Annotated in this window: 22 protein-coding genes and 1 other annotated feature; of the genes, 8 read left to right on the plus strand and 14 right to left on the minus strand. The window is 50.5% G+C overall.

From position 1 onward, the window contains the following. Positions 1-77: 77 nt before the first annotated feature. From lapB to pgpB, 3 genes are all read right to left on the minus strand, one after another. On the minus strand, positions 78-1,247 hold the full coding sequence (gene lapB, locus HBM92_RS12995; RefSeq protein ID WP_000891370.1) for a lipopolysaccharide assembly protein LapB: 1,170 nt from the start codon (positions 1,245-1,247) through the stop codon (positions 78-80). Between the two features lie 6 nt (positions 1,248-1,253). After that, complete coding sequence (gene lapA / locus HBM92_RS13000; protein WP_000876285.1) at positions 1,254-1,562, minus strand: lipopolysaccharide assembly protein LapA; 309 nt, start codon at positions 1,560-1,562, stop codon at positions 1,254-1,256. A 148-nt stretch (positions 1,563-1,710) separates the two neighbouring features. Then, on the minus strand, positions 1,711-2,475 hold the full coding sequence (gene pgpB, locus HBM92_RS13005) for a phosphatidylglycerophosphatase B (protein WP_001256548.1): 765 nt from the start codon (positions 2,473-2,475) through the stop codon (positions 1,711-1,713). Positions 2,476-2,644: 169 nt separating this feature from the next. On the opposite strand from pgpB, the gene ribA reads away from it, so the two are divergent. Continuing rightward, positions 2,645-3,235, plus strand: coding sequence for a GTP cyclohydrolase II (ribA, locus tag HBM92_RS13010; RefSeq protein ID WP_001176294.1), 591 nt, complete (start codon positions 2,645-2,647; stop codon positions 3,233-3,235). Between the two features lie 63 nt (positions 3,236-3,298). On the opposite strand, the gene acnA is transcribed toward ribA, so the two are convergent. The 6 genes from acnA to topA form a co-directional block, all read right to left on the minus strand. Then, positions 3,299-5,974 (minus strand): aconitate hydratase AcnA, encoded by a 2,676-nt coding sequence (gene acnA / locus HBM92_RS13015; RefSeq protein WP_000099498.1) that lies wholly within the window; start codon positions 5,972-5,974, stop codon positions 3,299-3,301. Positions 5,975-6,123: 149 nt separating this feature from the next. Beyond that, the gene (ymiC, locus tag HBM92_RS13020) at positions 6,124-6,219 is read right to left on the minus strand and encodes a small membrane protein YmiC (RefSeq protein WP_001310756.1); all 96 of its coding nucleotides are present in this window, start codon (positions 6,217-6,219) and stop codon (positions 6,124-6,126) included. Positions 6,220-6,332: 113 nt separating this feature from the next. Further along, positions 6,333-6,500, minus strand: a complete 168-nt coding sequence (gene yciX / locus HBM92_RS13025; protein WP_001296035.1) for a protein YciX — start codon at positions 6,498-6,500, stop codon at positions 6,333-6,335. A 2-nt stretch (positions 6,501-6,502) separates the two neighbouring features. Then, on the minus strand, positions 6,503-6,643 hold the full coding sequence (locus HBM92_RS13030; RefSeq protein WP_001815854.1) for a YmiA family putative membrane protein: 141 nt from the start codon (positions 6,641-6,643) through the stop codon (positions 6,503-6,505). Between the two features lie 318 nt (positions 6,644-6,961). Beyond that, positions 6,962-7,936 carry an HTH-type transcriptional regulator CysB gene (gene cysB, locus HBM92_RS13035; RefSeq protein WP_000776253.1) on the minus strand — a complete coding sequence of 325 codons (975 nt, stop codon included), beginning with the start codon at positions 7,934-7,936 and terminating at the stop codon, positions 6,962-6,964. A 209-nt stretch (positions 7,937-8,145) separates the two neighbouring features. Beyond that, positions 8,146-10,743, minus strand: coding sequence for a type I DNA topoisomerase (gene topA, locus HBM92_RS13040; protein WP_001304419.1), 2,598 nt, complete (start codon positions 10,741-10,743; stop codon positions 8,146-8,148). 379 nt (positions 10,744-11,122) lie between these two features. Here topA and HBM92_RS13045 point away from each other — a divergent pair, with 379 nt between their 5' ends. Continuing rightward, complete coding sequence (locus HBM92_RS13045; RefSeq protein WP_001031530.1) at positions 11,123-11,374, plus strand: YciN family protein; 252 nt, start codon at positions 11,123-11,125, stop codon at positions 11,372-11,374. Positions 11,375-11,409: 35 nt separating this feature from the next. On the opposite strand, the gene sohB is transcribed toward HBM92_RS13045, so the two are convergent. Continuing rightward, positions 11,410-12,459: a protease SohB gene (gene sohB, locus HBM92_RS13050; RefSeq protein WP_000422035.1), complete on the minus strand. Its 1,050-nt coding sequence runs from the start codon at positions 12,457-12,459 to the stop codon at positions 11,410-11,412. A 219-nt stretch (positions 12,460-12,678) separates the two neighbouring features. Between sohB and HBM92_RS13055 the strand changes: the two genes are divergently transcribed. Next, on the plus strand, positions 12,679-13,437 hold the full coding sequence (locus tag HBM92_RS13055) for a YciK family oxidoreductase (protein ID WP_000559273.1): 759 nt from the start codon (positions 12,679-12,681) through the stop codon (positions 13,435-13,437). Further along, a complete protein-coding gene (gene cobO / locus HBM92_RS13060) occupies positions 13,434-14,024 on the plus strand; it encodes a cob(I)yrinic acid a,c-diamide adenosyltransferase (RefSeq protein WP_001278906.1) in 591 nt (196 codons plus the stop codon). The genes HBM92_RS13055 and cobO overlap by 4 nt, the downstream gene beginning before the upstream one ends. Before the next feature lie 39 nt (positions 14,025-14,063). Here cobO and rluB read toward each other — a convergent pair whose 3' ends face one another. The 4 genes from rluB to rnm form a co-directional block, all read right to left on the minus strand. Beyond that, positions 14,064-14,939 carry a 23S rRNA pseudouridine(2605) synthase RluB gene (rluB, locus tag HBM92_RS13065; protein ID WP_001291206.1) on the minus strand — a complete coding sequence of 292 codons (876 nt, stop codon included), beginning with the start codon at positions 14,937-14,939 and terminating at the stop codon, positions 14,064-14,066. Between the two features lie 212 nt (positions 14,940-15,151). Beyond that, positions 15,152-17,041: a DUF2207 domain-containing protein gene (locus HBM92_RS13070; protein WP_001704328.1), complete on the minus strand. Its 1,890-nt coding sequence runs from the start codon at positions 17,039-17,041 to the stop codon at positions 15,152-15,154. 27 nt (positions 17,042-17,068) lie between these two features. After that, the gene (locus HBM92_RS13075) at positions 17,069-17,689 is read right to left on the minus strand and encodes an L-threonylcarbamoyladenylate synthase (RefSeq protein WP_001295575.1); all 621 of its coding nucleotides are present in this window, start codon (positions 17,687-17,689) and stop codon (positions 17,069-17,071) included. After that, positions 17,686-18,567, minus strand: a complete 882-nt coding sequence (gene rnm / locus HBM92_RS13080; protein WP_001285667.1) for an RNase RNM — start codon at positions 18,565-18,567, stop codon at positions 17,686-17,688. The genes HBM92_RS13075 and rnm overlap by 4 nt, the downstream gene beginning before the upstream one ends. A 137-nt stretch (positions 18,568-18,704) precedes the next feature. Between rnm and trpL the strand changes: the two genes are divergently transcribed. From trpL to trpCF, 4 genes are all read left to right on the plus strand, one after another. After that, the gene (gene trpL, locus HBM92_RS13085; RefSeq protein WP_001700591.1) at positions 18,705-18,749 is read left to right on the plus strand and encodes a trp operon leader peptide; all 45 of its coding nucleotides are present in this window, start codon (positions 18,705-18,707) and stop codon (positions 18,747-18,749) included. Next, positions 18,726-18,819: a sequence feature (Trp leader region), on the plus strand. (Overlaps the previous gene by 24 nt.) 21 nt (positions 18,820-18,840) lie before the next feature. Then, positions 18,841-20,403, plus strand: a complete 1,563-nt coding sequence (gene trpE / locus HBM92_RS13090) for an anthranilate synthase component I (RefSeq protein ID WP_001194609.1) — start codon at positions 18,841-18,843, stop codon at positions 20,401-20,403. Next, a complete protein-coding gene (gene trpD, locus HBM92_RS13095; RefSeq protein ID WP_000763524.1) occupies positions 20,403-21,998 on the plus strand; it encodes a bifunctional anthranilate synthase glutamate amidotransferase component TrpG/anthranilate phosphoribosyltransferase TrpD in 1,596 nt (531 codons plus the stop codon). The genes trpE and trpD overlap by 1 nt, the downstream gene beginning before the upstream one ends. Further along, the gene (gene trpCF / locus HBM92_RS13100) at positions 21,999-23,360 is read left to right on the plus strand and encodes a bifunctional indole-3-glycerol-phosphate synthase TrpC/phosphoribosylanthranilate isomerase TrpF (RefSeq protein ID WP_000983882.1); all 1,362 of its coding nucleotides are present in this window, start codon (positions 21,999-22,001) and stop codon (positions 23,358-23,360) included. It abuts the gene before it with no gap. The last annotated feature ends 11 nt before the right edge of the window (positions 23,361-23,371 follow it).

Below are 23,371 nucleotides of genomic sequence, written 5' to 3' on the forward strand. Positions count from 1 at the left end.
TTCCGCGCCGTCGGTGCCGGAGCACAATAGAACATCAATAATTAGTATGTTGTAACTAAAGTCGGATTTTTTTAAAATTACAGGCCATCAAGACCGCGAATTGGTTTAATGGTTGACCAGGCCCGACAAGACGGACAATGCCAGTAGAGGGTGTATGCGGTAAAACCACATTTCTGGCAGCGATAACGGGGCTTACTACGTACCTTCTCGCCAACCATGTCACGCAGCACCATCAGACTCTCTTTGGCACGCCCTTCTTCTGCTTCATTTAAGTGGTAATCCATTAACTTATGGAACACACGCATGGTCGGATGACGCTGAAGCTGGCGAGTAATATAGACCTGTGCGGCCTCACTACCGTCGCGCGCTTCGATGATATCCGCAAGCATCAATTCAGCATCGGCACCGGTGTTCTCTTCCACCGCGCGCTGCAGGAATTCTGCCCATTCGGCAGTTTTACCCAACTGCTGATAGCATGTTTGCAGCATTTCCAGCGTTTCGCTGACCAGTTCTCTGTCCTGGGATATGACACGTTGCAAACTTTCGACGGCTTTGGCGTATTCTCCTTTCGCCATAAACACGCGTCCCATCATGATGGATACGCGGGCGCTGTTTTTATCTGCCGCCGCACCTTTTTTTAGCAAAGTCATGGCACGATCGAGATCGTCGCTGGCCATATGCTGCAGAGCTAACTCACAGTAGAAATGGGCAATTTCGACGCGCTGTTTATCTTTACCCAGCTTCACCAGGCGTTCGGCAACATCAATTGCTTTCTGCCACTCGCTGGTAGCCTGGTAAATTTGTAGCAGTTGTTGCAGCGCGCCAATGCGGAAGTCAGTTTCATCGGTCAGCTGATTGAACATGTCTTCCGCGCGGTCGTATAACCCGGCAGCCATGTAATCACGCCCCAGTTGTTGAATCGCCAAAAGCCGCTGTTCATAGGTCAGCGAGGCGCTTTCCATTAGGGTCTGATGGATGCGAATAGCGCGATCAACTTCGCCACGCGAACGGAACAGGTTTCCGAGCGTAAGGTAGGCTTCAACGGTACCTGTATCCTCTTTAAGCATATCGAGAAACAGGTCTACCGCTTTATCCTGTTGATTACTAAGCAGGAAGTTAACCCCCGCTACGTAATCACGCGACAAGCGGTTGGCTTCATCTTGCTTGTTTTGTTGCGCACTTCTGCGGCCCATATACCAGCCATAGGCAGCGGCTACAGGCAAAAGCAGAAACAACAACTCCAGCATAGAAAGTTATTCCTTCGACGCAGACGAGTGCGGCGCTACAGCCACGTCAGTCGCGGGTGAAAGCTGGTTTTCCAGTCGCTTTATTTTACGTTCAGCGCGCGCCAGGGAAACACGAACTCGCAGCCAGAACAGGCCACAAATCAACCAACCGATAGCAAACCCCGCAGCAAACAATACCGCCAGCAATGTGGAAATACGGTACTCCCCTTGCGCTAACAGATAATTAAACGTCACCTGTTGATCGTTCTGCGCACCCAACGTGACCGAAATCACGAAGATCGCTAACACCAGTAAGAAAATGAGTAAATATTTCACATTACTTCCCGTTATGTGGTTAGAGCGAATAAATTATGGTCAACTTACCGCAATAGCCCTTTAAAGTACCATTTTCGCGCCGTCTGCGAAATGGCATCCACGCGCATTGTTGATGATTTAAGGGCTAAATTCGGAAAATCAACCAGCGTTAACTTTCTTGTTCTCGTTGTGCAATTTCGCGATTTTCTTCCGCAGGTGGTGTTAATGGCCCACAAATTCGTTGCGCAAGCCACGTTGCCACCGCCACCAGCGCCCAGGAAATCAACGTAGCTACAACCAGATCGCGTGGCCAATGCATCCCGAGCAGCAGGCGGCTTCCCATGACTCCCGTTGCCCAGACCAACAAGATAGCAATGGTTAACGTTCGCCGACGCGGCCACAGCAAACCAACGGCCAGCAGTGCCCAACTGGCAGCAAACATCGTGTGACCGGAAGGAAAGGCAAACCCCGTCTCTTTCTGCCAGTGTGAACGCAAATATTGTGGGATATTTTTCTCTTCAGCCAACTGTTCTTTCACCAGATTTCCGCGTTCTGCTCGCTTTAAAGTGTAGAACTCATCAACCGGAATATGATGTGTTTTTTCCAGCCACATAACAAAAGGTCGTGGTTCCTGGACTTTGTCTTTGATCCAGGATTTAACGCCTTGTCCCATAAGGATTGCCGCCGCCAGAATGGCAAATAACATAATGGCAGCCTTAATGCGAAAACGCAGACACCAGAGAAACCAGCCGAATAAAATCAAATGTGTAATGACGCCCCAGGGCTGGGTGACAGTTTCAGTAACCCAAAAAGCCGCTTTTAGTAACCAACTTTGTTCTCCAGGTTGCCAACGCCAGCCAGAAATCCATACGGCTACTGGCATGACAAGCAATAGTGCAGCTCCCACTGCGGTACGTCTGGCAATCGAACGCATGGCCTCTCCTTTTTGATAAGTCCCACAATCATAACTGAAAATGCCAGTTCCAGGAAAAATTGACAGATTTGTGCCATTCCGTGAACGATCGACGCGTCGTGATTAGGTGAACCCCTTCTCGTTATGGCAAAATAAGCCAATACAGAACCAGCATTATCTGGAGAATTTCATGCAGCTTAAACGTGTGGCAGAAGCCAAACTGCCAACCCCATGGGGCGATTTCCTGATGGTGGGATTTGAAGAACTGGCAACCGGACACGATCATGTCGCGCTAGTCTATGGCGATATTTCCGGGCATACCCCGGTACTTGCGCGCGTCCATTCCGAATGTCTGACCGGTGACGCCCTGTTCAGCTTGCGCTGCGATTGTGGCTTCCAGCTCGAAGCGGCATTGACGCAAATTGCCGAGGAAGGCCGTGGTATTTTGCTGTATCACCGTCAGGAAGGTCGTAACATTGGTCTGCTGAATAAAATCCGCGCTTACGCACTGCAGGATCAAGGTTACGATACTGTAGAGGCTAACCACCAGTTAGGCTTCGCCGCTGATGAGCGCGACTTCACTCTTTGCGCTGATATGTTCAAACTCCTTGGCGTCAATGAAGTCCGCTTGTTAACCAATAACCCGAAAAAAGTCGAAATTCTGACCGAAGCAGGGATTAATATTATTGAACGCGTACCGTTGATTGTAGGTCGTAACCCCAATAACGAACATTATCTCGATACCAAAGCCGAGAAAATGGGTCATTTGCTGAACAAATAACCCTCTTGCATTGTGTAATTAATTTGCTTGCCGGAAGCAAAATAACCGGCAAGCAAATACTCGTTACTTCAACATATTACGAATGACATAATGCAAAATGCCGTCGTTCTGGTAGTAGGTCAACTCCGTCGCGGTGTCGATACGACAACGGCAGGGTACGACTTCCTGGCTACCATCCGCGCGCGTAAGCGTCACCGGAACCGTCGCGCCGGGTTGTAGATTTTGCAGATCACCAATATCAATCTTCTCTTCCCCGGTAAGCTCTAACGTTTTACGCGTCACACCTTGTGGAAATTCCAGCGGCAGGATGCCCATGCCAATTAAATTCGAACGGTGAATTCGTTCAAACGATTCGGCAATCACAACACGAATACCAAGCAGACGCGGACCTTTTGCCGCCCAGTCACGGCTGGAGCCTGATCCATACTCTTTCCCGGCAATCACCGCCAGCGGCGTTTGCTCCTGCTTATAGCGCATTGCGGCATCATAAATAGAGACGACATCGCTGTCAGGTAAATGGCGCGTCATCCCCCCTTCAACGCCAGGCACCATTTCATTACGGATGCGAATATTGGCGAAGGTGCCGCGCATCATCACTTCATGGTTACCACGCCGCGAACCATAGGAGTTAAAGTCTTTCCGCTCAACACCCCGACCTTGTAGATATCGACCCGCCGGGCTGTCGGGCTTAATACTGCCCGCCGGAGAGATATGGTCAGTGGTGACTGAATCCCCCAGCATTGCGAGGATCCGCGCACCGTGAATATCTTCCACAGGTGCTGGTGTTGCCTGCATTTCATCAAAGAAAGGCGATAAGCGAATATAGGTTGAATCCTCCTGCCAACCGTAGGTATCGGATCGTGTGACGTTAATTTCCTTCCACTCAGATGTGCCTTCAAAAACTTCTGCGTACTCTTTGCGGAACATTTCTGTGGAGACTTGGTCTACCGCACGGGCAATTTCTTGTGCCGATGGCCAGATATCTTTCAGATATACCGGCTCGCCTTTGCGATCATGGCCGATAGGCTCAGAAGCCAGGTTGATATTCATATTTCCCGCCAGCGCATAGGCAACCACCAGCGGCGGCGAGGCCAGCCAGTTGGTTTTAACCAGCGGATGGATACGGCCTTCAAAGTTACGGTTGCCGGACAGCACTGCACCGACGGTTAAATCGCCTTTTTTGATTGCCGTTTCGATAGGATCGGGCAACGGTCCAGAGTTACCAATACAGGTGGTACAACCGTATCCCACAAGGTTAAATCCCAGTTCATCGAGATACGGTGTCAGTTTCGCTTTTGCCAGATAATCAGAAACGACTTTCGAACCCGGTGCCAGCGACGCTTTGACCCACGGTTGCCGCTTGAGGCCCAGCGTTACGGCTTTTTTCGCCAGCAAGCCTGCGGCCATCAACACACTTGGGTTAGAGGTGTTGGTGCACGACGTTATCGCAGCAATGACCACAGCGCCATCAGGTAACTGATACTGATGTCCGTTCATAACATAATCGACCGGCAGGCGATCTTTATGCGTGGCATTCACTTCCAGTTCGCTACTGGCAGCAAATGCTTTTGGTACATCGGGCAGTGCAACGCGATCCTGTGGGCGTTTTGGCCCTGCCAGGCTCGCTTCAACGTCATTCATATCCAGTTCTAACACACTGGTAAAAATTGGTTCATCGCCCGGATTACGCCACATGCCCTGCGCTTTGGCATATTTTTCGACCAACTCGACCTGATCTTCACTGCGCCCGCTTAAACGCATGTAATCGAGGGTGACAGCATCGATTGGGAAGAAGCCACAGGTGGCACCATATTCTGGCGACATATTGGCAATGGTGGCGCGATCCGCCAGCGGTAGTGAATCCAGCCCATCACCATAAAATTCGACGAATTTCCCCACCACGCCATGTTTGCGCAACATTTGGGTAACAGTGAGAACCAGGTCTGTGGCGGTAATACCTTCACGTAATTTTCCGGTAAGTTTAAAGCCCACTACGTCCGGGATAAGCATGGAAACCGGCTGGCCTAACATTGCGGCTTCTGCTTCGATGCCACCAACGCCCCACCCCAGCACGCCAAGGCCGTTGATCATGGTGGTGTGCGAGTCAGTACCAACGAGTGTATCCGGATAAGCAATCCATTCACCGTCCTGCAATTCGCTCCACACTGCTTTGCCGAGATATTCGAGGTTAACCTGATGGCAAATGCCTGTGCCTGGCGGCACGACGCTAAACCGACTGAACGCCTGCTTTCCCCATTTCAGGAACACATAACGTTCGTGGTTGCGCTCCATTTCCAGGCGTACGTTTTCTTCAAATGCCTCATCATCACCAAAACGATCGACGGTCACCGAGTGGTCAATGACCAGGTCGACCGGTGAGAGTGGGTTAACCTTTGCAGTATCGCCGCCGAGGCGTTTAACCGCTTCGCGCATTGCCGCCAGATCAACAACGGCAGGTACGCCGGTAAAGTCCTGCATCAGCACTCTTGCCGGGCGGTAGGCAATTTCACGGTCAGCATGGGCATTTTTCAGCCATCCCGCCAGCGCGTGGATATCCTCTTCGGTAACCGATTTACCATCCTGCCAACGCAGCAGGTTTTCGAGCAAAACTTTGAGTGACTTGGGTAGACGGGTGATATCGCCCAGTGATTTGGCAGCAAGCGGCAGGCTGTAGTAGTGGTAAGTTTTATCTTTGGCCTGCAACGTGTCTTTACTGGCTTCTCGTAGGGTTGACGACATAGCTCCTCCTTAATGACAGGGTTGCGAAGCCCTGATTCTCTTCAGGGTGAATATTAAAGATAACACAAACATCGCGTAACAATTTGATAACAACCCAAATTGATAAAAGAGGAGAAACCTTGAGGCAAAGCAAACAGCGGGGTCAGGGATCAGTGAGTAATGATCCAGAGGAGTTCGGCCCAGAAGAGCATCGACAGAGAAAATGCGCCCATCCAGGACCAATATTTCATATTTGTGTTGATCATAGGCTACACCCTTAACGGTTATTACTTTGTGTTGAGATAACTCAACCTGTTATTGCTGCGGTGTATTAAAAGCCCTGTAATTCATTAAAAATGGGTAATAAGAATGATGATAATTATTGTTTCGGCTGATCATCTTCAGCAAACAGTTCTATAAAGGCTTGTTGCTGCGATGTTAGTTGCCAGTCGTCTGGAATAACGACGGAACATTCCCGTTTTGCTTCTGGTTCATTGTCACTATGCTGACATAATGGTGACGACTCCAGTTGCTCCTGACCGACCATAGTTATCCCCACAATTTCCAAATAAGCAGTGCGACAACCACCCAGAAAAGTGCAGAACCAAGAAAAACCGCCAGCCAGGCTTTACGTTTTAATTCAGGATTGCGGCGGGGTTCCTGATTTCCAGAAGGCATTGCTAACCTCATATAATCGCCATCACTTATCAGCAAGACGTTGAACGATTGGTGTAATTAATCATACGATGAGACAAATCCTAAAGAAACTTTAGTCAAAAATCCAGCGAATTTACGAATCGTCTCCAGTGAATAATTCAATCTTTTGACCTGAAATAGATATTTGAAAACTGGAGTTTGCGAGGTGTGTAATTAGACACTACTTTACAGGTAATTTACCCTATAAATATGAGGGATAAAAATATTGTGCACCGGATACAAATAAGTAACAAAGGAGAATATATTCCGGCACCTTCGCTACATAAAAGGTGCCGAAAATAACGCAAGAAATTATTTTTCCGGCAGTTTTATATCTTTAAACATGACCTCAATTTCTTCATTAGAGCGCAATGCGACAGCCGCATCAACGACATCACGCGTTAAATGCGGTGCAAAACGCTGAATGAAATCATACATATAACTACGCAAAAAAGTACTACGGCGAAAACCAATTTTGGTTGTACTGTGGCTGAAGATGTCGTGAGCATCAACACGCACAAGGTCGGGATCGGCGACCGGATCCACCGCCATGCTGGCAATGACCCCTACCCCCAGCCCTAACCGGACGTAAGTTTTAATGACGTCAGCATCCGTTGCCGTGAAGACGATACGCGGCGTTAACCCTGCGCGGTTAAAGGCAGTATCCAGTTCTGAACGTCCGGTAAAGCCGAAGGTATATGTCACCAACGGATATTGCGCCAGTTCTTCAATGGTAATGGCTTTTTTACCTGCCAGCGGGTGATCCGGAGTGACTACTATAGCCCGATTCCAGTGGTAGCACGGTAGCATCACTAAATCTTCATACAGATGCAGCGCTTCCGTGGCGATAGCGAAATCGGCATTGCCTTTAGAGACGGCATCAGCAATTTGTGTCGGCGAGCCCTGGTGCATATGCAAAGAAACGCGAGGATAACGCTCAATAAAGCCTTTGATAACGTTTGGTAACGCATAGCGTGCCTGAGTATGCGTGGTGGCGATATACAACGAGCCTTTATCCGGCCAGGTGTGCTCTCCGGCGACCGATTTTATGGCATCGACTTTCGACAGAACTTCACGAGCGATACGAATTATTTCTTGTCCTGCTGGCGTTACCTGCGTCAGGTGCTTGCCGCTTCGGGAAAAAATTTGAATGCCCAGCTCGTCTTCCAGCATTCTGACTTGTTTACTGATCCCGGGTTGTGATGTGTAAAGTCCTTCCGCCGTTGATGAGACATTCAGGTTATGATTGACCACCTCAACAATATAGCGAAGTTGTTGTAATTTCATGTTAAACCATCCACTTAGACGCCATCAGAACATCGTTTTTTCGTCACACCAGGCGGGTGACTAATACGATTTAATAATAAAAAAGGTGCTAACTATAACCACTATATCATTTATAGCCTTAGTGTATAGGTGTGAAGAAAAAATAATATGCAATAAAAAAGGGCCGCTTTCGCGGCCCTTTGTTTATAAAAACCCGACAGAATTAAAGGTTATTTTTTCCCTTCAACCCATTTGCCATCAACATAAAATGCTGACCAGCCAGTCGCCTTTCCGTCTTTTTCCGAAGAGACATATTGCTGTTTGGTTTTACGGCTAAAGCGAACCATGGTCTTATTACCTTCCGGATCCTGCTGTGGCGCATCGGCCAGATAACGCAGTTTTTCCGGCAGACGGTCGCGGAAGCGATAAAGCTCCTCCACCAGCGGCGCACGCGTTTCACGCGATTTCGGGAAGGTATTGGCCGCCAGGAACACACCGGCAGCACCGTCACGCAACACGAAATAGGCATCTGATTTTTCGCACGGCAGCTCCGGTAATGGCACCGGATCTTCTTTCGGTGGTGCCACTTCGCCGTTACGTAAAATCTTACGTGTGTTTTTACACTCTTCGTTGGTGCAGGCCATGTATTTACCGAAACGCCCCATTTTCAGGTGCATTTCAGAGCCACATTTTTCACACTCAACGATCGGGCCGTCATAACCTTTAATGCGGAATTCACCCTCTTCGATCTCGTAACCGTCGCAGGTTGGGTTATTACCACAGACATGCAACTTACGTTTCGGATCGATGAGATAGCTGTCCATCGCCGTGCCGCATTTCGGGCAACGACGTTTTGCGCGCAACGCATTGGTTTCAGCGTCTTCACCTTCCAGCACGTTCAGCACTTCGTTTTCCGGCACCAGGTTAATGGTGGTTTTGCAACGCTCTTTCGGCGGCAGCGCATAGCCAGAACAGCCAAGGAATACCCCGGTGCTCGCTGTGCGAATCCCCATTTTGCGACCACAAGTCGGGCAGTCAATGCTGGTCAGAACCATCTGGTTCGGGCGCATACCACCCTCTTCCGGATCTTTTTCAGCTTTATCTAACTGCTGGGTGAAATCCGAGAAGAAGTGATCCAGTACAGCTTTCCACTCTGCTTCGTGATTTGCCACCTGGTCGAGGCTGTTTTCCATCTGCGCGGTGAAATCGTAGTTCATTAACTCGCGGAAATTCTCTTCCAGGCGATCGGTGACGATTTCGCCCATTTTTTCCGCATAGAAACGACGATTTTCTACTCGCACATAGCCACGATCCTGAATAGTCGAAATGATCGACGCATAGGTAGAAGGACGACCGATACCGCGTTTTTCCAGCTCTTTGACCAGCGATGCTTCACTGAAACGGGCTGGAGGCTTGGTAAAGTGCTGGGCTGGTGTCAGTTCAACGAGCGTCAGAGCATCGCCTTTATCGACTGCCGGTAAGATACGATCTTCATCGCCTTTACGCAGTGCAGGCATCACTTTCGTCCAGCCATCAAAGCGCAAAATACGACCGCGTGCTTTCAGGCGGAAATCGCCCGCACCAACGGTCAGCGTCGTGGAGTCATATTTCGCTGGGGTCATCTGGCAGGCTACGAACTGACGCCAGATTAACTGGTACAGTTTCTGCGCATCTGCTTCCATATCCTTCAACGATTCCGCCATCACATTGACGTCAGAAGGACGAATCGCTTCGTGCGCTTCCTGTGAGTTTTCTTTGCTGGCGTACTGATTCGGACTTTCCGGCAGATATTTCTTACCAAAATTATCGCTGATATAACCGCGAACCATATTTACCGCGTCCTGACTCAGGTTGGTAGAGTCGGTACGCATGTAAGTGATATAGCCTGCTTCATACAAACGCTGCGCCATCATCATGGTTTTTTTCACGCCAAAACCAAGACGGGTGCTGGCAGCTTGTTGCAGCGTAGAGGTAATAAAAGGAGCGCCAGGTTTACTGGTTGTCGGTTTGTCTTCACGTTCCAGCACGCTGTAGCGCGCTTTTTCCAGCAGACTTACCGCAGCCTGAGTTTGTTCTTTGTTGACCGGACGGAACGGTTTGTCGTTCTGATGAGTCACCTGCAACGCCAACGCTTCACCAGATGGCGTGGTCGTGCTGGCATCGACTTCCCAGAACTCTTCCGGTACGAACGCTTTAATTTCACGCTCACGCTCGACCACCAGGCGGACCGCCACCGACTGCACACGACCGGCAGACAGACCACGAGCGATCTTTTTCCATAGAAGCGGCGAAACCATATACCCCACCACGCGGTCCATAAAGCGACGCGCCTGCTGGGCATTAACACGATCAATATTCAGTTCACCCGGTTTGTTAAATGCCTGGCGGATCGCGTTTTTAGTAATTTCGTTAAACACCACTCGGCTATAGCGCGCATCATCACCACCAATCACTTCCCGCAGGTGCCATGCAATGGCTTCCCCTTCGCGGTCAAGGTCGGTTGCGAGATAGATGTGGTCGGCTTTTTCAGCCAGTTGTTTCAGTTCAGAGACGACCTTCTCTTTACCAGGCAACACTTCATAGTGCGCCTCCCAATTGTGCCACGGGTCAACCCCCATACGGTTGACGAGAGCGCCACGTTCATCCTTTTTAGGCTTTTTAGCCGTCTTGGTGGAGGTAGAGTCGGCACTCTTTTTGGCAGTTGAGCCACTGGTCGGCAAATCGCGGATGTGACCGACGCTGGATTTCACCACGTAGTCACTACCCAGATACTTGTTGATCGTTTTGGCTTTTGCCGGGGACTCAACGATGACAAGAGCTTTACCCATATTCACCTTACCTAATTTGATTCTTCCAGGAATGCGTCGCACGTTGATAAACCTTCCACTGGCAACGAGTTACCGATATGGACTCGCTCTCTGCGGATATCAACCCCTTGTCGTGACTCTGCTCACGAAAATTCAGGTGACTGAGTTAACAGGTCTTGGCCTACAGGCGCTATAGCACGACGGAATTTTGGTCGAATGTCAAGCAAATCTATTGCCAGATTGACGAAAGCGTCACACTGTACCTGATAAAATCCGATACGCAACTTTATTAGCATGCAAAATCCAAAGTTGCCAGTAAGGCGCTCTTGCCACCAGCGTGGTATATTTGTCTGCAAGCCATGCCTGGCGTAGACTAATGTCCTTGTTTAAGGAGTAAATAATGAACAAAGAGACTCAACCCATCGACCGCGAAACGCTGTTGAAAGAGGCCAACAAAATCATTCGTGAGCATGAGGATACGCTCGCAGGGATTGAAGCCACCGGCGTCACGCAGCGTAATGGCGTGCTGGTATTTACCGGCGACTACTTTTTAGATGAACAAGGATTACCAACTGCCAAAAGCACCGCGGTGTTTAATATGTTCAAACACCTGGCCCATGTGCTTTCAGAAAAATATCACCTGGTTGATTAAAGCAAAACGCGAGGTCTTATCCTCGCGTTTGTCTTTTACATCAACGGCTTTTGCCCACGCTGCCACCAGCGTAACAACAATCGATCGGCGCTCTCTGCCGCGCTGCCGGTGAATCGGTCAATGAGTCGTTTACGCTGCATATAGCGTACATTGACCACTTCCCGGCCTTCCATCAGGCTAAGAATAACTTCATCACTGGTGTTGATTTCATCAACCAGGCCTTTCTCTACTGCCTGTTGTCCGTACCAGTGTTCACCCGTTGCCACCTGTTCAATATCCAGAGACGGACGCATACGCTTCACAAAATCTTTAAATAACTGATGCGTTTCGTTCAACTCTTCGCGGAATTTCTCCCGCCCTTCTTCGGTATTTTCACCCAGCAACGTCAGCGTGCGCTTATACTGCCCGGCGGTGTGCAGTTCGATATCAATATCTTTGCTTTTCAGGAAGCGGTTAAAGTTGGGCATTTGCGCCACCACCCCAATGGAACCCACAATAGCAAACGGTGCGGAAACAATTTTGTCCGCCACACAGGCCATCATGTAACCGCCGCTGGCAGCGACTTTGTCTACCGTAACAGTTAAAGGAATGTTTTTATCACGCAGACGCTGCAACTGCGAAGCCGCCAACCCGTAACCATGCACCATGCCACCTGGGCTTTCCAGACGGAGCACAACCTGATCCTGCGGTTTGAATGCTGCGAGTACCGCCGTTATCTCTTCACGTAGCGAGTTCACTTCATGGGCGTCCATGCTGCCTTTAAAATCCAGCACCCAGACGCGAGGTTTACTGTCAGTTGCCACCTCGCCCAGTTTAGCTTTCGCTTTTGCGGCTTTCGCTTCTTGCTTGTGCTTTTTCTTCTGCGCTTTGTGCCACTGTTTTTGCTGATGAGTATCCATCAGCGCCGCGGCCAGTTCTTCTTTCATCTCCTTATACTGTTCGCTGAGATTGTTGACCTGTAACTCGCCACGCTGGCGTTTATTACGTTGAGCAACATTGACAATAATGGCGGCAATCGCCGCAATCGCTAGCACAACGGTAACGATTTTCGCCAAAAACAAACCATATTCAGACAACAATTCCACGAGTCCCCACCTTGGTTAAACAACGCTTTGGCTCACAGTTTACAACAGGCATGTTTAGCCGTCTCGCAGAGATGTTATTGCAGCGAAAGTATGACAAAGTATCCATTTTGCGGTGTTATCGCCCCAGGCTGATTGAAATGCCCTTCTGTTTCAGGCATAAAGCCCCAAAGTCATAAAGTACACTGGCAGCGCGACAGACAACGTCGTTGAGGAGTAGCCATGCATTACCAGCCAAAACAAGATTTACTCAATGATCGCATTATCCTGGTGACGGGAGCCAGCGATGGAATTGGTCGTGAAGCAGCGATGACGTATGCACGCTATGGTGCGACAGTGATTCTTTTGGGCCGTAATGAAGAAAAATTACGTCAGGTAGCCAGCCACATAAACGAAGAAACTGGACGTCAGCCACAGTGGTTTATTCTCGATTTGCTAACCTGCACGTCCGAAGATTGCCAACAACTGGCACAGCGCATTGCCGTTAATTATCCGCGTCTGGATGGTGTTTTGCATAATGCCGGATTGCTCGGCGATGTTTGCCCAATGAGCGAACAAGATCCGCAGGTCTGGCAGGACGTCATGCAGGTCAACGTTAATGCCACCTTTATGCTCACACAGGCACTGCTTCCTTTATTACTCAAATCGGATGCCGGTTCACTGGTCTTTACCTCATCAAGCGTTGGACGTCAGGGGCGTGCAAACTGGGGCGCATATGCAGCGTCGAAATTTGCCACCGAAGGGATGATGCAGGTACTGGCCGATGAATATCAGCAGCGCCTGCGTGTCAACTGCATTAACCCAGGCGGTACGCGCACCGCAATGCGGGCCAGCGCCTTCCCGACCGAAGATCCACAGAAACTTAAAACCCCCGCTGATATCATGCCGCTCTACCTCTGGCTGATGGGCGATGACAGCCGCCGTAAAACCGGCATGACCTTTGACGCCCAACCGGGCCGTAAACCAGGAATTTCCCAATGAGTGATGAACGCTACCAACAGCGTCAGCAGCGAGTGAAAGAAAAAGTAGATGCTCGTGTGGCCCAGGCCCAGGATGAACGCGGTATTATCATCGTCTTTACCGGCAATGGAAAAGGCAAAACCACCGCGGCATTTGGTACGGCAACACGCGCAGTTGGTCACGGAAAAAAAGTGGGCGTCGTGCAGTTTATTAAAGGCACCTGGCCTAATGGTGAACGAAATCTGCTGGAGCCACACGGCGTTGAGTTTCAGGTAATGGCAACGGGCTTTACCTGGGATACACAAAACCGAGAGTCTGATACCGCCGCCTGCCGCGAAGTCTGGCAACATGCAAAGCGGATGCTGGCTGATTCCTCACTGGATATGGTTTTGCTCGATGAACTGACGTATATGGTGGCGTATGACTATTTGCCACTGGAAGAAGTGGTGCAGGCGTTAAATGAACGTCCACATCAACAGACGGTGATTATCACAGGTCGTGGTTGTCATCGGGATATTCTTGAACTGGCGGATACGGTAAGTGAATTACGCCCCGTCAAACATGCGTTTGATGCCGGTGTAAAAGCGCAGATAGGGATTGATTACTAATCTGTAAAAATGCCGGATATGACGTCCGGCATACTTTGATTAACCGTTATTATTACGTCCACCAGAACGACGACCGCCGCTCACCTGACTGTGACGTTTCACCGCACGACGAATCTGATTCGCCTTCATACGACGACGGTCTTTTTCTACAGCGACTTTAGAGCTGGTTTCTGGCGGTAGTTCCACCAGTTCGCGCAGATAGTTAGTCTGGGCGAGGTCCAGCTCCGTCCAGCCACCGCGTGGCAGACCTTTTGGCAGTGGGATATCACCGTAACGAACACGAATCAGGCGGCTCACCTGCACACCAACCGCTTCCCAAAGACGACGAACTTCACGGTTACGGCCTTCGGTCAGAGTAACGTTGTACCACTGGTTGATCCCTTCGCCGCCGCTGAACTTGATGGTTTTAAAGGCTGCCGGACCATCTTCCAGCTGCACGCCACGACTCAAATCACGCAGTTTCGCGTCGTCAACCTGACCAAATACACGCACGGCATATTCACGTTCAACTTCACGGCTTGGATGCATTAAACGGTTTGCCAGTTCACCGTCGGTGGTGAACAACAACAGACCACAGGTGTTAACGTCCAGACGACCTACGGCAATCCAGCGTGCGCCACGCAGCTTTGGCAGACGGTCAAACACCGTTGGACGCCCTTCCGGATCGTTACGGGTACACAACTCACCTTCCGGTTTGTAATAGGCCAGAACGCGACAAATTTGTTCAGCGGACTCACGTACCGAAATCAGGTGACCATCGATACGGATTTTCAGTCCAGGGGTAATTTCAACGCGATCGCCGAGTTTAGCAATTTTGCCATCAACACTCACACGACCGGCTTCAATAATAGATTCGATTTCACGGCGAGAACCGTGGCCGGCACGCGCCAGCACTTTCTGTAGCTTTTCGCTCATAGAGCTTCCTTTTGGTGTCGCCTTCCCAGGCGTCTGATATGCTTTTGTGCAACAATGAGTCAGAACTTACATCTGACTCACTGATAGTAAAGTCTGTTTGAACTCTTCAGGCCTTAAGTCAACGACTCGACGTTTTAACTGGCCTGGCTTTGAGGCGCAACATACTACACTATCTTTATGGTTAAAGCTTGTTTCGATTAACGTCGATTTGGTTACCAACCACCACCGCCTCCGCCACCAGCGCCAGAACCACCACCAGAATAGCTCCGCCCCAACAAACTGGTATAGGCCCCGCAACTCAGGTGCGTCTGTAATGAGAATAAAACGCCGTTACGGGCAATCTCTGGAGCGCAAATCGCCGAAGAAAGCGAAGGGGCGATGCGTAACGCCCATTCCCTCCCCAAATTTGCCGATATAGCCCAACCTAACAACGCGTAATCCAGTTTCCGTGTTTCCCCTTTCCGCCGCCGCCCACTGTGTGTTGCCGCCTCTTTACGCGCAAGATAGTTAACGATAGCTTCACCGTGGGCATAACGTTGCTGCCCGGTTTGGGTAAACTTTGGCAGAAAAATATACCCCATGCCAGTGAGATAACCGGTCAGGAAAACAGCGCTAAAATAACCCGCTGGCATATACCAGTAAAAGAATACATCTCCGACATTGATGTAGAGAGAATAGAAGGCCACGCCTGAACAAATCAGTGGTAAAAACAAAGTGATGATGACACGATTAACGCAAGGCTTGTCATCATCGCGGGCAAACAAAAGCTCAAGGGAACAAAATAAAAAAGGAAGAAGCCAGCAGATCATAATAAACATATCGCCCACCAGACTCATTCCTTCCCAGCCTACGGGACTCAGGTTACCGTAGAGAATGACCGCCAATATTGCCATTCCGCCCCATTGCAAAAACGCATCAGGTCGGTAAAACGAAGACTTTTTACGCGGCAGATAAAATTTCTGCATCCGTAAAAATGCCTTGCGTAAGACTCTGTTGCGTCTCCCCGTAAGAACGACCTTGTCGCCTTTACGAAATAACGCTTCCAGTAATAACTGCTCTGCGGGCAGTAATACCGCATTATTTCTGGTCGCGCCTTCATTAACACGAATCAGGATTTGCTGGTTCTTGTCATAATGATCTTCCAGATGAATTTTTCCTTTCACAATCAGATTTACGATATCGGCGCAAAAACCTTTATCGTCGTAAACCAGTTTCGCATCAAGACGTAACATGCCGGGCGTGTAATCTGGCGGAATGACATCGGTTTCAATCACATCTACCGGCGTAAATTGCGGCCTGCGCTTCCAGAGATATAACCATCCACACGCCAGGAACAGACTCGGAAAGCAAATTAACAACGATGACGTAGAGGGTAAAAGAAGATGACTGAAAATATTCGTCGTTTGTGGAGCCGGGGCATTACCAAGTAATGCGTGAGGCCAGCGGTAGAGGACCGTGAAATCTTCACGATAAAACGGATCGCGAGATTCAATTCTTCCGTCCTCAAGGATGCGGCCATTTCGATATGTGTCGCCCTCTTCTCCAGTAAAGAGAGCGATTTCGCTAAATGGATTACCCGCAATATCAGGCAACTTGAGTGAAAATAGGGTCTTATAAATTTCAAACGGCCAGTGGTTACCGGTCACGTTCCAGATTAGCAGATCAGAATCCCCCTCACGCAGGAAAGCATTTTTAACCTGATAATGAATTTGATAATGATAGTCGCCTTGAGGCAAGAAACGTTGTTTATCGCCCACGACAATACTCATTAACCCGATATGCCAGTCAAGATGCCAGGGTTCAGGAATACCATCACGGGTGACGCCAACAATATGATAGTTCAGCAGTGCAGCGTCCCCATCAGGCTGCATCCAGAGTCGCGGTAAATCACGATAAAATCCGTGCTTAATCTGCTGATTTCGCGCCTGAAAATGAATGTTCTCTTTGATGTCGAGCACCCCATTCGGTTGCAGAGTGGCTTCAACATCAAAGAGCGAGATCCCTTCTTCATAAGAAGGGATCTCCGTGTTTTTCGCATAACTCAACGAAGAGAAAAAAAGCCCAACTATCAACAGCAAAATGCAGCGATATATCCCTGCCATCATTTTCCATCCGTGGAACGCAATTTGTTATAAGAAAGGCTTCACATCACCTACGCCTTCACGCACCACGACCGGCGTATCATCGGTGAGATCAATAACCGTTGTTGGTTTCTGCCCGAGATAGCCGCCGTGAATAATCAAATCCACCTGTTTTTCCAGACGGTCTTTAATTTCTTCCGGATCGGATTCGGTAAATTCACTGCCTGGCAGCATTAGCGAAGTGGAAAGCATCGGTTCGCCCAGTGCTTCAAGCAGCGCCTGCGCAATCGGGTTAGACGGCACGCGCATACCGATGGTTTTGCGTTTTTCCTGCAACAGACGGCGTGGCACCTCCTTCGTCCCCTTCAGGATGAAGGTATAGTTGCCTGGCGTGTTGTTTTTCATCAAACGAAACGCAACGTTATCGACAAATGAATAGGTCGAGAGTTCAGAAAGATCGCGACACATCAGGGTAAAGTTGTGACCGTCCGGCAGCTGGCGAATACGACAAATACGCTCCATCGCGTTTTTATCTTCAATTTTACAGCCGAGCGCATAGCCGGAATCAGTTGGATAAACAATCACCCCGCCTTTACGCACGATCTCCACCGCCTGGTTGATCAGGCGTTGCTGCGGGTTATCAGGATGAATATAAAAAAACTGGCTCATAATTCCCTCTCTGTGGTGTTCTGCGGCTGTTCCCATAGCTGCCAGACGCCTTCAACGCCTGCGGGCAGCCAGAGTTTACGACCCAGTTCGATCCACGGGCATGGCTGATGAAAATCAGATCCTTGTGATGCCCATAAATGATGCTGACGCGCAAGTGTCGCCAGCTGGGTGCGTTCATTGGGCGATTGCTGGCACTGCGCGACTTCCATCGCGTCGCCGTGGTGTTCGGCAAAATGCGCAACCAATCTTTTCAGCCATTTAGCACTAAGATTGTACCGCCCAGGATGGGCTAGCACCGCCTTACCGCCAGAATGATGAATGACATCAATAGATTGCTCTATTGTACACCACTGTGGCGGAACGTATCCGGTTTTCCCGCGCGCCAGATACTTTTTAAAGACATCCGCCATTGAACTGGCTTTTCCGCACTCCACAAGGAAACGCGCAAAATGACCGCGCGTCACCGCACCGCCCTGCGCCAGTCGTTGCGCGCCTTCCAGTGCCCCAGGTATTTGCGCTTTTTCAAGTCTTTCGGCAATCAGCTGCGCCCGCTGATTGCGCCGTTCTGTCTGCTGCGCGAGGAACTCACACATTAGCGGATGAGTAATATCAATATTCAGCCCGACAATATGAATTTCATGATTTTCCCAGACCGTGGAAATTTCCACACCAGGAATAAGATTCAGCGCCAGTCCCGAACGTGAAATTTCCTCTCTTGCTGGTGCAATTGCAGCTGTGGTGTCATGGTCGGTGATCGCCAGGGTGCCGACGCGCATCTCGACTGCACGGTGCACCAATGCTTCTGGCGTCAGGCAGCCATCGGAAGCTGTGGTATGGCTGTGCAGGTCGTAAATCACTGCGTAATTCGTGTCGCTCAAGGCGCACTCCCGTTCTGGATAATATTTTTTGCGCCGACATCATAACGGTTCTGGCAAATATTCTGAAATGAGCTGTTGACAATTAATCATCGAACTAGTTAACTAGTACGCAAGTTCACGTAAAAAGGGTATCGACAATGAAAGCAATTTTCGTACTGAAAGGTTGGTGGCGCACTTCCTGAAACGGGCAGTGTATTCACCATGCGTAAAGCAATCAGATACCCAGCCCGCCTAATGAGCGGGCTTTTTTTTGAACAAAATTAGAGAATAACAATGCAAACACAAAAACCGACTCTCGAACTGCTAACCTGCGAAGGCGCTTATCGCGACAACCCGACTGCGCTTTTTCACCAGTTGTGTGGGGATCGTCCGGCAACGCTGCTGCTGGAATCCGCAGATATCGACAGCAAAGATGATTTAAAAAGCCTGCTGCTGGTAGACAGTGCGCTGCGCATTACAGCATTAAGTGACACTGTCACAATCCAGGCGCTTTCCGGCAATGGAGAAGCCCTGTTGACACTACTGGATAACGCCTTGCCTGCGGGTGTGGAAAATGAACAATCACCAAACTGCCGCGTACTGCGCTTCCCGCCTGTCAGTCCACTGCTGGATGAAGACGCCCGCTTATGCTCCCTTTCGGTTTTTGACGCTTTCCGCTTATTACAGAATCTGTTGAATGTACCGAAGGAAGAACGAGAAGCAATGTTCTTCGGCGGCCTGTTCTCTTATGACCTTGTGGCGGGATTTGAAAATTTACCGCAACTGTCAGCGGAAAATAGCTGCCCTGATTTCTGTTTTTATCTCGCTGAAACGCTGATGGTGATTGACCATCAGAAAAAAAGCACTCGTATTCAGGCCAGCCTGTTTGCTCCGAATGAAGAAGAAAAACAACGTCTCACTGCTCGCCTGAACGAACTACGTCAGCAACTGACCGAAGCCGCGCCGCCGCTGCCGGTGGTTTCCGTGCCGCATATGCGTTGTGAATGTAACCAGAGCGATGAAGAGTTCGGTGGTGTAGTGCGTTTGTTGCAAAAAGCGATTCGCGCCGGAGAAATTTTCCAGGTGGTGCCATCTCGCCGTTTCTCTCTGCCCTGCCCGTCACCGCTGGCAGCCTATTACGTGCTGAAAAAGAGTAATCCCAGCCCGTACATGTTTTTTATGCAGGATAATGATTTCACCCTGTTTGGCGCGTCGCCGGAAAGTTCGCTCAAGTATGACGCCACCAGCCGCCAGATTGAGATTTACCCGATTGCCGGAACACGTCCACGCGGTCGTCGTGCCGATGGTTCGCTGGACAGAGACCTCGACAGCCGCATCGAACTGGAGATGCGTACCGATCATAAAGAGCTTTCTGAACATCTGATGCTGGTGGATCTCGCCCGTAATGACCTGGCACGCATTTGCACACCCGGCAGCCGCTACGTCGCCGATCTCACCAAAGTTGACCGTTACTCTTACGTGATGCACCTAGTCTCCCGCGTTGTTGGTGAGCTGCGCCACGATCTCGACGCCCTGCACGCTTACCGCGCCTGTATGAATATGGGGACGTTAAGCGGTGCACCGAAAGTACGCGCTATGCAGTTAATTGCCGAAGCAGAAGGTCGTCGACGCGGCAGCTACGGCGGCGCGGTAGGTTATTTTACCGCGCATGGCGATCTCGACACCTGCATTGTGATCCGCTCGGCGCTGGTGGAAAACGGTATCGCCACCGTGCAAGCCGGTGCTGGCGTAGTCCTTGATTCTGTTCCGCAGTCGGAAGCCGACGAAACTCGTAATAAAGCCCGCGCTGTACTGCGCGCTATTGCCACCGCGCATCATGCACAGGAGACGTTCTAATGGCTGACATTCTGCTGCTCGATAATATCGACTCTTTTACGTACAACCTGGCAGATCAGTTGCGCAGCAATGGTCATAACGTGGTGATTTACCGCAACCATATTCCGGCGCAGACCTTAATTGAACGCCTGGCGACGATGAGCAATCCGGTGCTGATGCTTTCTCCTGGCCCCGGTGTGCCGAGCGAAGCCGGTTGTATGCCGGAACTCCTCACCCGCTTGCGTGGCAAGCTGCCAATTATTGGCATTTGCCTCGGACATCAGGCGATTGTCGAAGCTTACGGGGGCTATGTCGGTCAGGCGGGCGAAATTCTTCACGGTAAAGCGTCGAGCATTGAACATGACGGTCAGGCGATGTTTGCCGGATTAACAAACCCGCTGCCAGTGGCGCGTTATCACTCGCTGGTTGGCAGTAACATTCCGGCCGGTTTAACCATCAACGCCCATTTTAATGGCATGGTGATGGCGGTGCGTCACGATGCAGATCGCGTTTGTGGATTCCAGTTCCATCCGGAATCCATTCTTACTACCCAGGGCGCTCGCCTGCTGGAACAAACGCTGGCCTGGGCGCAGCAGAAACTAGAGCCAACCAACACGCTGCAACCGATTCTGGAAAAACTGTATCAGGCACAGACGCTTAGCCAACAAGAAAGCCACCAGCTGTTTTCAGCGGTGGTACGTGGCGAGCTGAAGCCGGAACAACTGGCGGCGGCGCTGGTGAGCATGAAAATTCGCGGTGAACACCCGAACGAGATCGCCGGGGCAGCAACCGCGCTACTGGAAAACGCCGCGCCATTCCCGCGCCCGGATTATCTGTTTGCCGATATCGTCGGTACTGGCGGTGACGGCAGCAACAGCATCAATATTTCTACCGCCAGTGCGTTTGTCGCCGCGGCCTGCGGGCTGAAAGTGGCGAAACACGGCAACCGTAGCGTCTCCAGTAAATCCGGCTCGTCGGATCTGCTGGCGGCGTTCGGTATTAATCTTGATATGAACGCCGATAAATCGCGCCAGGCGCTGGATGAGTTAGGCGTCTGTTTCCTCTTTGCGCCGAAGTATCACACCGGATTCCGCCATGCGATGCCGGTTCGCCAGCAACTGAAAACCCGCACTCTGTTCAACGTGCTGGGACCATTGATTAACCCGGCGCATCCGCCGCTGGCGCTAATTGGTGTTTATAGTCCGGAACTGGTGCTGCCGATTGCCGAAACCTTGCGCGTGCTGGGGTATCAACGCGCGGCAGTGGTGCACAGCGGCGGGATGGATGAAGTTTCATTACACGCGCCGACAATCGTTGCCGAACTACATGACGGCGAAATTAAGAGCTATCAATTGACCGCTGAAGATTTTGGCCTGACACCCTACCACCAGGAGCAATTGGCAGGCGGAACACCGGAAGAAAACCGTGACATTTTAACACGCTTGTTACAAGGTAAAGGCGACGCCGCCCATGAAGCAGCCGTCGCGGCGAATGTCGCCATGTTAATGCGCCTGCATGGCCATGAAGATCTGCAAGCCAATGCGCAAACCGTTCTTGAGGTACTGCGCAGTGGTTCCGCTTACGACAGAGTCACCGCACTGGCGGCACGAGGGTAAATGATGCAAACCGTTTTAGCGAAAATCGTCGCAGACAAGGCGATTTGGGTAGAAACCCGCAAAGAGCAGCAACCGCTGGCCAGTTTTCAGAATGAGGTTCAGCCGAGCACGCGACATTTTTATGATGCACTTCAGGGCGCACGCACGGCGTTTATTCTGGAGTGTAAAAAAGCGTCGCCGTCAAAAGGCGTGATCCGTGATGATTTCGATCCGGCACGCATTGCCGCCATTTATAAACATTACGCTTCGGCAATTTCAGTGCTGACTGATGAGAAATATTTTCAGGGGAGCTTTGATTTCCTCCCCATCGTCAGCCAAATCGCCCCGCAGCCGATTTTATGTAAAGACTTCATTATCGATCCTTACCAGATCTATCTGGCGCGCTATTACCAGGCCGATGCCTGCTTATTAATGCTTTCAGTACTGGATGACGAACAATATCGCCAGCTTGCAGCCGTCGCCCACAGTCTGGAGATGGGTGTGCTGACCGAAGTCAGTAATGAAGAGGAACTGGAGCGCGCCATTGCATTGGGGGCAAAGGTCGTTGGCATCAACAACCGCGATCTGCGCGATTTGTCGATTGATCTCAACCGTACCCGCGAGCTTGCGCCGAAACTGGGGCACAACGTGACGGTAATCAGCGAATCCGGCATCAATACTTACGCTCAGGTGCGCGAGTTAAGCCACTTCGCTAACGGCTTTCTGATTGGTTCGGCGTTGATGGCCCATGACGATTTGAACGCCGCCGTGCGTCGGGTGTTGCTGGGTGAGAATAAAGTATGTGGCCTGACACGTGGGCAAGATGCTAAAGCAGCTTATGACGCGGGCGCGATTTACGGTGGGTTGATTTTTGTTGCGACATCACCGCGTTGCGTCAACGTTGAACAGGCGCAGGAAGTGATGGCTGCAGCACCGTTGCAGTATGTTGGCGTGTTCCGCAATCACGATATTGCCGATGTGGCGGACAAAGCTAAGGTGTTATCGCTGGCGGCAGTGCAACTGCATGGTAATGAAGATCAGCTGTATATCGACAATCTGCGTGAGGCTCTGCCAGCACACGTCGCCATCTGGAAGGCTTTAAGTGTCGGTGAAACTCTTCCCGCGCGCGATTTTCAGCACATCGATAAATATGTATTCGACAACGGTCAGGGCGGGAGCGGACAACGTTTCGACTGGTCACTATTAAATGGTCAATCGCTTGGCAACGTTCTGCTGGCGGGGGGCTTAGGCGCAGATAACTGCGTGGAAGCGGCACAAACCGGCTGCGCCGGGCTTGATTTTAATTCTGCTGTAGAGTCGCAACCGGGTATCAAAGACGCACGTCTTTTGGCCTCGGTTTTCCAGACGCTGCGCGCATATTAAGGAAAGGAACA

The sequence above is a fragment of the Escherichia sp. E.sYA108 genome (assembly GCF_011754335.1).
Classification (GTDB): Bacteria; Pseudomonadota; Gammaproteobacteria; order Enterobacterales; family Enterobacteriaceae; genus Escherichia; species Escherichia coli.